This window comes from Streptomyces sp. NPDC059455, assembly GCF_042750115.1.
Lineage (GTDB): Bacteria > Actinomycetota > Actinomycetes > Streptomycetales > Streptomycetaceae > Streptomyces > Streptomyces endocoffeicus.
Genome location: NZ_JBHYVB010000422.1, coordinates 1 through 3408, shown reverse-complemented (window position 1 = coordinate 3408; position 3408 = coordinate 1). Strand labels below are relative to the sequence as shown.

The 3408-nt window shown below is 73.4% G+C and carries 2 protein-coding genes; both read right to left on the bottom strand.

The features are described from left to right. Positions 1-199 precede the first annotated feature (199 nt). Positions 200-2821 carry an aminopeptidase N gene (pepN, locus tag ACFXB5_RS53095; RefSeq protein WP_385223183.1) on the bottom strand — a complete coding sequence of 874 codons (2622 nt, stop codon included), beginning with the start codon at positions 2819-2821 and terminating at the stop codon, positions 200-202. A gap of 79 nt (positions 2822-2900) precedes the next feature. Beyond that, positions 2901-3290 carry a chorismate mutase gene (locus tag ACFXB5_RS53090; RefSeq protein ID WP_385223181.1) on the bottom strand — a complete coding sequence of 130 codons (390 nt, stop codon included), beginning with the start codon at positions 3288-3290 and terminating at the stop codon, positions 2901-2903. Positions 3291-3408: the final 118 nt, after the last annotated feature.

The following is a 3408-nucleotide window of genomic DNA, read 5'->3' as shown; positions in this document are numbered from 1 at the left end:
TTCGGCAACGCCGCGAGAGGGGGCACCTCCCAGCGGTAGCCGGGGGAGCGTGCCAGACGCCGCACGCCCGGCCGGGGATATGACACAGGCTCTCATCACCCGGCTCGCCGACACCCCGGGCTGACCGGCCCCACCCCATCACCGCGCGGCCGGGGCGGCGGGGCGACCGAGCGCCCTCGCCGTCCCCGCCGGCGCGGGGTCAGCCGCCCTGCTTCTCCCGTACGCGCAGGGCGCGCCGCAGATCGTCGATCTGGTCGGCGAAGCGGCGGTGAAGGGCGGGTACGGCGTCGGGGGAGGCGAGGCACTCCTCGCCCAGGCGCAGGGTTTCGGCGTCCACGGTGCTCGGGAAGCCGAAGCGGGCGACGGTGTCGGCGATGGCGGGGCCCCGGCGGGCGGCGAGCGCGACGGCGGCCGGGAAGTAGCGCGGCACGTAGTCGGCGAGGACGTCGTGGTGCTCGGGCTGCCAGAAGCCCGCGACGGTCGCGGTGACCAGGTAGTTGGAGAGCTCGGCCCCCTGACCGTCGGCTCCCTGACAGTCAGTGTGCCGGCCGTCAGTGTGCCGGTCGTCCTCCCCGTCCCCGAAGAGGGTCTGCCACGCGGCCTCCTTCGCGGCGGCGTCCGGCAGGGCGGCCCGGCAGCGGGCGGCGCCCTCCTGGCCGGTGGCGCTGGAGTCGCGGGCGCGTTCGGCGTCGATGTCGGCGGGGCCGACGGCGCCGAGGACGGCGAGGCGGCCGAGGATCTGCCAGCGCAGCTCGGGGTCGAGGGCGGGGCCGCCGGGGACGGTGTCGCCGTCGAGCCAGTCGCTGAGCTCGGCGGGCGCGGTGGCGCTGCCGATGAACGTACGGACGGCGGCGAGCCGCAGCCCGTCCCCGGAGCCGTCCTCGGTGCGGCGCAGCAGATCGCGGCAGGTGGCGCGGATGGTGGCCAGCGCGGCGGGGCGGCGGTCCGCGGGGAGGTAGCGGTCGGCGATCTGGGTACGGGCGAAGGCGAGGACGCCCTGGACGATCGCTATGTCGGTCTCGTGCGGCAGATGCGCGCGGGCGGCCTCGAGGTAGTCGGTGGCGGGCAGGTCGCCGTCGCGCACCATGTCGCGGGCGGCGTTCCAGACCACGGCGCGGCTGACGGCGTCGGGGAGGCCGGACAGCGAGCGGTGGACGGCCTTCCAGGAGGCGGGGTCGAGCCGGATCTTGGTGTAGGTGAGGTCGCCGTCGTTCAGCAGCAGCAGATCGGGGCGGGGGCCGGTGAAGGAGAGGCTGAGGCCGGGCTCGGCGCCGTCGAGCTCGGCCTCGACGCGCTCGCGCAGGACCAGCTGGTGCGGGGCGGCGGGCGCGTGGTCGTACAGGCCGATCGCGATGCGGTGCGGGCGCCGGGTGGGGGCGTCCCCGTCCGGGCCGCCGCCCTGGTGGCGGATCTCGGCGCTCCACCGGTCGCCGTTGGCGGTGACGACCGGCGCGAGGGTGTCGACACCGGTGGTGCGCAGCCAGCGATCGGCCCAGGCGTGGACGTCACGGCCGGAGGAGCGGGCGAGCGAGTCGATGAAGTCGGCGAGGGTGGCGTTGCCGAAGCGGTGCCGGGTGAAGTGGTCGTTGATGCCGTCGAGGAAGGTCTTCTCGCCGAGCCAGGTGACGAGCTGACGCAGCGCGGAGGCGCCCTTGGCGTAGGAGATGCCGTCGAAGTTGAGGCGGGCGGCGGCGGTGTCGGGGACCAGCTCGGGCACGGGGGCGACCGGGTGGGTGGAGGGGCGCTGGTCGGCGTCGTAGCCCCAGTTCTTGCGACGGACGCCGAAGTCGGCCCAGGTGTCGGTGAAGCGGGTGGTCTCGGTGAGGATCTGGTAGCCCATGTACTCGGCGAAGGACTCGTTCAGCCAGATGTCGTCCCACCACTTCATGGTGACGAGGTCGCCGAACCACATATGGGCCATCTCATGGGCGATGACCATGGCGCGGGTCTGGCGCTCGGCGTCGGTGACGGCGGAGCGGAAGACGAATTCGTCGCGGAAGGTGACCAGGCCCGGGTTCTCCATGGCGCCGGAGTTGAACTCGGGGACGAACGCCTGGTCGTAGGAGTCGAAGGGGTACGGCTCCTCGAAGATCTCGTGGTAGCGGTCGAAGCAGCGCCGGGTGATGTCGAAGAGCTCGTCGGCGTCGGCCTCGAGGTACGGCGCGAGGGAACGGCGGACATGCAGCCCGAAGGGGAGTCCGGCGTGCTCGGTGCGCACCGAGTGGTACGGGCCGGCGGCCAGGGCCATCAGATAGGTGCTGATGGGCGGGGTGGGCGCGAGCTGCCAGCGGCCCTCCCCGGGGGCGCCGACGCGGGTGGCGATGCCGTTGCCGAGGACGGTCCACTCGGGCGGGGCGGTGACGCGGACGTCGAAGACGGCCTTGAGGTCGGGCTGGTCGAACGCGGTGAAGACGTCGTTCGCGTCCGACATGCAGCACATGGTGTAGAGGTACGTCTCACCGTCGGCCGGGTCGGTGAAGCGGTGCATGCCCTCGCCGGTGTGGGAGTAGCGCATATCGGTCTCGACGCGCAGCTCGTGCTCGCCCGCGCTGAGCCCGGTGAGCGGGAGCCGGCCGCCCGCGAGCGCCTCGGCGGTCTCACCGGTGAGGTCCAGCTCCCGGCCGTCGAGCACGGCGCGGTGGAGGGCGGCCGGCTGGAGCTCGGCGAAGGTGTCCGCGCCCGCCTGGCGCGCGCTGAAGCGGATGGTCGTGACGGAGCCGAAGAGCTCCTCCCCGCGGGTGAGATCGAGGTCGATGGTGTAGCGGTGGACCTCGATCAGGCGGGCTCGGTGCTGCGCTTCCTCGCGCGTCAGTACGGACATGGGGACATGCTGCCCTACGTGCGGCGGGCCGCACACGGGTGGGAAGTGGTTGCCCGGGGCGGACAGTCACCCGGGCGCACTACCGGAGTGCGCCCTCGGGCCCCTCGGTGCCGTTGTCGCACCGCGCGATGGTCTCGTGGTGCCGGATGACCTCGGCGATGATGAAGTTGAGCAGCTTCTCGGCGAAGCCGGGGTCGAGCTTGGCGCTCTCGGCGAGCTGCCGCAGCCGGGTGATCTGGCGCGCCTCACGGGTCGGATCGGCCGGGGGGAGCCGGTGGGCGGCCTTGAGGTGACCGACCTGCTGGGTGCACTTGAAGCGCTCGGCGAGCATATGGACCACGGCCGCGTCGATGTTGTCGATGCTGTCGCGCAACCGGGTCAGCTCCTCGAGGACGGACGGGTCGATCCCCTCGGGGTCCCCCGGCGTCGCCGGCTGCCCGGCGGTGTGGTCGCTCATGCTGTGCGTCATGCCTCCCGAGAGTACTTTTCCCGGGGGCGCGGTTCCGCCCAGGGGCGCGGTTCCGCCCAGGGGCGCGGTTCCGCCCAGGGGCGCGGTTCCGCCCAGGGGCGCGGTTCCGCCCAGGGGC

Excerpts from the sequence above, each read along its gene's own strand:
- pepN (WP_385223183.1), bottom strand. The coding sequence starts at position 2,821 with ATGTCCGTACTGACGCGCGAGGAAGCGCAGCACCGAGCCCGCCTGATC.
- ACFXB5_RS53090 (WP_385223181.1), bottom strand. The coding sequence starts at position 3,290 with ATGACGCACAGCATGAGCGACCACACCGCCGGGCAGCCGGCGACGCCG.